Annotated in this window: 5 protein-coding genes; 1 reads left to right on the forward strand and 4 read right to left on the reverse strand. The window is 42.9% G+C overall.

Annotated elements, in window-relative coordinates:
• The first annotated feature begins 35 nt into the window (after window positions 1-35).
• Entirely contained in the window at window positions 36-797 is a 762-nt protein-coding gene (locus tag KQI87_RS15940; protein ID WP_216460953.1) for a TIGR03915 family putative DNA repair protein, read from the forward strand.
• Between the two features lie 89 nt (window positions 798-886).
• Here KQI87_RS15940 and KQI87_RS15945 read toward each other — a convergent pair whose 3' ends face one another.
• From KQI87_RS15945 to KQI87_RS15960, 4 genes are all read right to left on the reverse strand, one after another.
• A complete protein-coding gene (locus KQI87_RS15945) occupies window positions 887-3,046 on the reverse strand; it encodes a Tex family protein (protein WP_216460954.1) in 2,160 nt (719 codons plus the stop codon).
• A 224-nt stretch (window positions 3,047-3,270) separates the two neighbouring features.
• Complete coding sequence (locus tag KQI87_RS15950) at window positions 3,271-4,557, reverse strand: M28 family metallopeptidase (RefSeq protein ID WP_253292569.1); 1,287 nt, start codon at window positions 4,555-4,557, stop codon at window positions 3,271-3,273.
• Between the two features lie 269 nt (window positions 4,558-4,826).
• Window positions 4,827-5,939 carry a DUF975 family protein gene (locus KQI87_RS15955; RefSeq protein ID WP_216460955.1) on the reverse strand — a complete coding sequence of 371 codons (1,113 nt, stop codon included), beginning with the start codon at window positions 5,937-5,939 and terminating at the stop codon, window positions 4,827-4,829.
• A 186-nt stretch (window positions 5,940-6,125) separates the two neighbouring features.
• Window positions 6,126-7,334, reverse strand: a complete 1,209-nt coding sequence (locus tag KQI87_RS15960; protein WP_216460956.1) for an aspartate kinase — start codon at window positions 7,332-7,334, stop codon at window positions 6,126-6,128.
• Between the last annotated feature and the right edge of the window lie 386 nt (window positions 7,335-7,720).

Consider the following 7,720-nt stretch of genomic DNA (forward strand, 5'->3'; position numbering starts at 1 on the left):
TCTTTTTAGAAATAAAACAGAAATGAGATAAGATCATGAAAATATTCACCTGTAAAGACCGTCTGGAGGACATTATGACCTGCATCTATGATGCCTGGGCAGAAGCCCTGAAGATTGGCCATAACCAGATACAATTAAAGAAAGAGCCCATATTCCAGCAGACAATGTTCGATGAATACATCCATATAGACGGTAATCCTTCCAAAGCAGAAAAAGTAATCCGCTCTATCCGCAGAAATATTTCAGAGGAAGCATATCTGGATGTCTACTATGCCACATTATCTGCGGAAGAAGATGCTTTGCAGGCAATTTACAATTTTCTGAGAGCAGGGTTTGCTGCCGGAGGAACCATACTTCGTCAATACTCCAACCCTCATGTGATCAAGCTTCTGGAAATCCGCCGCAGAGTGTCTAATGAAGCACACCATTTCCGGGAGTTTGCCCGTTTTCAGAGTCTGGATTCTCAGGTATATGTCTGCCATCTGGAACCGCGAAGTGATGTGATCATGCTGGTGGGCACGCATTTTGCTGACCGGATGCTTTCGGAACACTGGATGATCATCGACGACAACCGCAAAACAGCCTGTGTCCATCCAAAAGATGGCGAGAATTATCTTCGCTATCTCGCAGATGAAGAATTTCAGACACTGCGCAAAACCGAAGAATATGAAGATGAATTCACAGATATGTGGAAGACATTTTTCCATGCCATCAGTATCAAACAGCGTGAGAATTACGTCTGCCAGAGAAATCTGTTTCCGATATGGAAGCGGAAACATGCTGTGGAATTCAAATGATTCAATAAAACAGGGATCACCCTGGCTGAACATATTTCCGTCATGAGTAATCCCTGTGATTGTTTTCAAAGAAAGTCTGACACTTTCTATTATTTATTTAATCCTTTCATGGATAAGCTGATACGTTTCTTCTTCATATCAACTCCAATGACTCTTACATCTACGATATCCCCTACGCTTACAGCTTCCAGAGGATGTTTGATAAATCTCTCTGTCATCTCAGAAACATGTACCAGACCGTCCTGGTGTACTCCGATATCTACGAATGCACCAAAGTCAATGACATTGCGGACAGTTCCCTTGAGAACCATTCCCTCTTTTAAGTCTTTCATTTCAAGAACATCGGAACGAAGAATTGGTTTCGGCATGTCGTCACGAGGGTCACGGGCCGGTTTCTCCAGTTCTTTTACGATATCACGAAGTGTGATCTCACCGATTCCCAGTTCTGCTGCCATCTTCTTGTAGTCTTTTACCTGCAGGGAAAGTCCAAGAAGATTTCCTGCTACAACATCATTTGGCTTATATCCAAGTCTGGAAAGAAGTGCAGATGCTGCCTCATAGCTCTCAGGATGTACACTTGTTGCATCCAGAGGGTTCTTTCCGCCGGAAATACGCATGAAACCTGCACACTGCTCAAATGCTTTCGGTCCTAATTTTGCTACTTTGAGAAGTTCTTTTCTGTCTGTGAACTGACCGTTCTCTTCTCTGTAAGCTACGATATTCTTGGCGATTGCTTTACTGATACCGGAAATGTATTCTAACAGAGATGCAGATGCTGTATTTAAATCTACACCGACTTTATTTACGCTGTCTTCTACAACACCGCTTAATGCTTCATCCAGTTTCTTCTGGTTCATATCGTGCTGATACTGACCTACACCGATAGATTTCGGATCGATCTTAACCAGCTCTGCAAGCGGGTCCTGCACACGTCTTGCGATAGAAGCTGCACTTCTCTGTCCTACATCGAAGTTCGGGAACTCTTCGGTAGCCAGTTTACTTGCGGAGTAAACAGATGCACCTGCCTCATTTGTGATCAGATACTGTACTTTCTTCTCCGGGATCTCTTTGAGCATGTCTACGATAACCTGCTCGGATTCACGGCATGCAGTACCGTTTCCTACAGAGATCAGGGATACGCCGTATTTCTCGATCATTGCTTCTACGGTATCTTTGGCTGCACGGATCTTCTTCTCTGTAGTCGGTGCTGTCGGGTAAACAACTGTAGTATCCAGTACTTTACCTGTAGCATCTACAACTGCAAGCTTACATCCTGTACGGAACGCAGGGTCCCATCCAAGTACAACTTTACCGGCGATTGGAGGCTGCATCAGAAGCTGCTCCAGGTTCTTGCCGAATACACGGATTGCGCCGTCTTCTGCTTTGTCAGTAAGGTCACTGCGGATTTCTCTCTCAATAGCAGGTCCGATGAGACGTTTGTAGCTGTCTTCTACAACTGCCTTTAGGATTGGAGTTGTGTTCGGGTTGTCTTTCTTGATGACTCTCTTATTTAAATAACGGAGGATGTCTTCTTCCGGTGCATTTACTTTAACAGTGATAAATTTCTCTTTCTCACCACGGTTTAATGCAAGGACACGATGTCCAGCCAGTTTCTTGATCGGCTCTTCGAACTCATAGTACATCTCGTATACAGACTGTGTGTCAGCATTCTTTGCTGTGGAAGAAATGCCTCCGTTCTTTGTTGTCAGGTTACGGATGTAGATACGGTAGTCTGCTTCATCGGAAATACGCTCTGCAATGATGTCCTTTGCTCCGCTTAATGCCTCTGTGACATTCTTAACGCCTTTTTCTTCAGAAACGTATGCTTGGGCTTCCTCTTCTACCGACTTCTCTGTCATCTGCAAAAGAATGATATCTGCCAGAGGTTCCAGACCTTTTTCTTTGGCGATTGTCGCACGGGTGCGGCGTTTCGGACGGTATGGTCTGTATAAGTCCTCTACTACTACCAGAGTCTGCGCATCCAGGATCTGTTTCTTCAGTTCCTCTGTCAGCTTGCCCTGGTCTTCGATACTCTTTAATACCTGATTCTTCTTATCTTCCAGATTTCTTAAGTAAGTCAGTCTCTCAAAGAGTGCACGAAGCTGCTCATCATTAAGAGAACCGGTTGCTTCTTTTCTGTATCGGGAAATGAAAGGAATGGTGTTGCCTTCGTCAATTAATTTGACTGCAGCTTCTACCTGCCATTTCTCCACCTTCAATTCCTGTGTGATTACCTGAATAATATCCATTATTTCTTTATCTCCTCTTGTTGCTTGTCAAAATACAGATTGAACTTTCATCACATCTGTATAAAACTTCTGTTCTTGCGTTGGATTCTTTCATTTATCAATAAAACGCTCTTGTGATAGGGTATCAATCCAGAGTTCATTTGTCAAGTGTGTGATTTTCCACTATTGTTTTTCTCTGGCATTATCCATCACTTTTCACCATTGCAGGAAAAAATATAACTGATTTAGCCGAAGTATTCATCCAGCTGAGCAATAAATTCTTCCGGCACTTTCCGTTCAAACGGAAAACTGTCAATATTTCCAAGTCGGTCTGCAATGTATCCTAACAGGATTGCACTTCTCTCCAGAGACCAGTCTGACAGCAGTGCAATGGTATCATGGCGGGTATGCATGCCGAAGCCATCTCTGTTCAGAGTCATCGCAGGAATTCCCTTCCATGCAAATGTATTGGAATCGCTTCCCCAAATCTGGTTCTTGGTTGACATTCCAATGCCAATCTCATGAGCCATGTATGTGATCATGCTGCAGATAGACGCATCACCGGTAACTCCAACTACCGTTCCACCGACAAGCTGTCCTGCAAGGTCTACATTCATATTGAAACGGTGTGCAGCAAGTTCTGCCTCATGAACTTTGATATAACTCTGGCTTCCCAGCAAACCTTTCTCCTCTGCACCAAACCATACGAATTCCATCGTTCTGCGCGGTCTGTGTGTCTGAAAATATCTGCAGAGTTCCATAATGATCGCACCACCGGACATGTTATCATACGCTCCCGGTCCCTCTGGAACAGAATCGTAATGTGCAGTCAGAGTCAGGATTTCCTCTGCCTTATCTGTTCCCTCGATCCGCGCCACTACATTGCGGGATGTACGTGTTACAGTTTCCTGTTCCACAACTAAGCATGCCTGAGATGCACCTTTTGTCACCAGTTCGATGGCATCTTTATAATGAATGCTTACGCCAGGAATTCTGTTATCATAATTCTGTGCCTCTTTTCCTGCCGCTTTCTTCTCTTCTCCCGGAAGATTCTTCGGCAGACCGTACGCACGTGGGATCAGATCCACACCCTCATCTAATGGAGAACCTGCAATACTGATAAATCCCACTGCTCCTGCTTTCACCAGCTTCTGGTACATGTCTTTTCTTACCGGATCGTTTACCATAACGATCTTTCCCTTGACCTGTGCAAGGCTGATATCATCACCGTTCTCCGCATACACAAATGGTACTTTCAATCCATCCTCCGCAGTGTTGGCACATCTGTCATATCCGGTTACTGTGTATTCTTTTGTGTATGGTTCTGTAATTGTCAGCTTTGCTTTCTTGATCTGAAAAGTATCGAAACTAAACTCTTCCAAACGGCTTTCGACCCCAAAGCTGCTTAATGTTTCCTGAATCAGTGCCGCCGCTTTTTCTTCGCCTGCAGTACCAGCCTCTCTGATATAATCAAACCCTGCCAGAAATTCCATCTGGCGTTTTCCGCTAATCTCATTTGTATTCATAATCATCAAAAATCTTCCCTATTTTATGTTCTTTCATAACTATTCAGCAGTCTACTATCCCGAGACATACAAGTCAAAATCCCATCGCCGCAGGCGATTTTCAATGGATTTTGACTCGTAACTGTGAAGGTACTGAACAGTTACGTTCTTTCTTAATCGCAGTGTTTCTATTATAACATCTGTTCCTCTCATTTTGCCATAAATAATTAAAAAAAGACCTTTCCCGACAATAACATTTATCATATCGGATAAAGATCTTTCTTAATATACCCGCTTTATTTCAGACTATTGAAATATTCATCCCATGGTTTCGGTTCATTGTCTTCTTCCTCTTCCTGGGCCGGCGGAGTGTTCTGCTCTTTTTTATTTACGGTATCTGCCTGATCATTCTGATTTTCAGCTCTGTCTGAAGCAGTTTGTGTCTGTACTTTTACAGAATCTGAATCATACGAACTATCAGACGATGATTTACTATCTGTACTGTACACGTTACTCTGCATTTCTTCATTGTCTGCAGTATTCCGTTCTTCTCTGCTTTCGTAAGGATCGGACGCCGCCTCCTGCGGTGCACTCCAGAACTGCTGCTGATTCTGCTGATTTTCCTGCGGCTGTCCGCCAAACATAGGATTTACATAATCCTGTGCTGCACGTTCTTCTTCCTCTCTCTGTGCAGTAAGTTCTCCCAGCAGATCACGATAAAACATTACTTCCGTCATTTCCATATATGGCAGGATCCACAAAAGTGCAATATAGAACGTAAAAACAGAAAGAAACATCAACGGTACAAAGCTCAGTTTAAGCATCAGATATTTTCCGAAGTTTCCATGCATCATTTCGATACTCTCTTTCAGCGCCTCTGTTCCTTTGATATCCGGCTTATCTGCCAGAATGAAATATGTCATTTCCAGCGGAATCACCAGAACCTGAAAAACGAGTACGCCCACAAGCATCAGCAGAATACTCGTATAAAGCCATGCAATCTGAGATTCTATGGTATCTCCGATCTCAGCAGTGTTGCCATAAATCGTATACGGCAGCATAGTCAGGAAATTCAGTACTGCCAGGAAAAATGTGGCAATGAGTACTCTGTCCGGATGATTTTTGTAAAAGTAGATCAGGTCATTCAGGGAATATGATCTTCCTCTGGCAATGTTCAGATACATATAATTTAATCCTGCTGAAATTACATTGATCAGCAGAGTTAAAATAAATGAGAATGCATATCCCATCACTATATCAATTGTTTCTGTTCCCGGAAACAGGGAAGATGAAACCATCCCGCCGATCAGCGACAGTGCCTGTACTGCTACAAATGCCAGAATGATCGTACCATACTTTCCGGACATTGCCTGTTTTGCATATCTTTTTAGTTCACGTCTTGGTGTCATGAAATTCTCCTATAATTCAATTCAAGTATGCTTAAGCATACTTATTACAAGGTGCGCATTATGCTATTTCATAACGCACACCTTTTCCATTTATTACTTACATATAATATTTCAGCTTACTCAGTGCTACGCAAAATACAGATAGTATTTTCCATGAACAACTCATAATATTACTTGTCTCTATGATCAATCTGCCAGATTAAATGCATCGTGTACCGCATTCATTGCACGCACACCGTCTTTCTCGTTGATCAGAACTGTCACACGGATCTCGGATGTTGAGATCATATTAATATTTACTCCCTCATTATAAAGGCTCTCGAACATCTTCGCAGCAACACCAGGATTACTCATCATACCAGCTCCAACGATGGAAAGCTTCGCAATGTTTCTCTCGGAATGAAGTTCTGCATATCCAAGTCTTGCCTGGTTTGCTTCCAGAGTTGCAACTGCATCGTCCAGATCATTGCCGTCTACAGTAAAGGAAATATCCTTCTTTCCGGCACGTCCGATAGACTGCAGGATAACATCTACGTTAATATTCTTTTTTGCAAGTGTATCAAATAATTTAAAAGCCACACCTGGCTCATCTTTTAATCCGATTACTGCGATTCTCACTGCATCTGTATCCAGAGCAACACCGCTGATCAACATTCTCTCCACTGTTACTTCCTCCTTTACCACGGTTCCTTCACTGTTATTTAAACTTGAACGTACCACAAGCGGCACACCATATTTCTTCGCCATCTCTACAGAACGGTTGTGAAGTACACCTGCTCCCAGAGTTGCCAGATCCAGCATCTCATCGTAAGTGATCTCTTTCAGCTTTCTCGCATTCGGAACCTTACGTGGATCTGCCGTGTAAACGCCGTCTACGTCTGTGTAGATCTCACATGCATCTGCATGAAGTGCTGCTGCCAGAGCTACCGCTGTTGTATCGGAACCGCCTCTTCCCAGAGTTGTATAATCATCGTATTTATCCACTCCCTGGAATCCGGTAACCACTACGATCTTCTTGTTCTCCAGCTCCCTCTTGATACGCTCTGTATCAATTCTCTTTAAGCGTGCATTTCCATGACTGCTTGTGGTATGCATGGAAACCTGAAAAGCGTTCAGGGATACCGCCGGTACACCCAGCTCATCCATTGCCATAGCCATCAGTGCAACAGACATCTGTTCCCCGATGGTAAAGAGCATATCCATCTCTCTTTTCGGAGGTTTCTCGTTGATATCCTTTGCCATGGTGATCAGTTCATCTGTATATTTACCCATTGCAGACAGAACGACTACCACGTCATTTCCCTTTCGGTATTCTTCGATACAGCGTTTCGCAACATTAAAGATACGCTCTTTATTTGCAACTGATGTACCACCAAATTTCTTGACAATTAACATTGTTTTTTGCTTCCTCCATAATAAGTTTACAGGAAAGAAAAGACTTCACATCTTCCCTTTCCTGCCTCATTTAGCATAGTCATATCACTACGCAAAATATGCATTTATTTTTGCATCAGTGTATTCTATCCAGTAAAGTATATAATACACGAAATCCGTCGATTTATCAATCTTTTACGCGGATTTTTGCAAGTACCTGGCTCTCAATCTGAGCCAGTTTCTCTTTAAATTCACCCTGTGTCATTTCAGCAGTGGTAAATGCGCATTCCCGTCTTTAGGATTTAGCACTATCATTTTTTGCAGTACCAAAAATTCGACCACTACTCAAACCAGCATATTTGCTGGCTTTTTTTCTTTTTAAAAAACTTGACAAAATATTTTTTACC

This window comes from Blautia sp. MSJ-9 (assembly GCF_018919065.1).
Taxonomy (GTDB): domain Bacteria; phylum Bacillota; class Clostridia; order Lachnospirales; family Lachnospiraceae; genus Blautia_A.

Coding starts and splice junctions, on each gene's coding strand:
- KQI87_RS15950 (WP_253292569.1), bottom strand. CDS start 4,557: ATGATTATGAATACAAATGAGATTAGCGGAAAACGCCAGATGGAATTT.
- KQI87_RS15940 (WP_216460953.1), top strand. CDS start 36: ATGAAAATATTCACCTGTAAAGACCGTCTGGAGGACATTATGACCTGC.
- KQI87_RS15960 (WP_216460956.1), bottom strand. CDS start 7,334: ATGTTAATTGTCAAGAAATTTGGTGGTACATCAGTTGCAAATAAAGAG.
- KQI87_RS15945 (WP_216460954.1), bottom strand. CDS start 3,046: ATGGATATTATTCAGGTAATCACACAGGAATTGAAGGTGGAGAAATGG.
- KQI87_RS15955 (WP_216460955.1), bottom strand. CDS start 5,939: ATGACACCAAGACGTGAACTAAAAAGATATGCAAAACAGGCAATGTCC.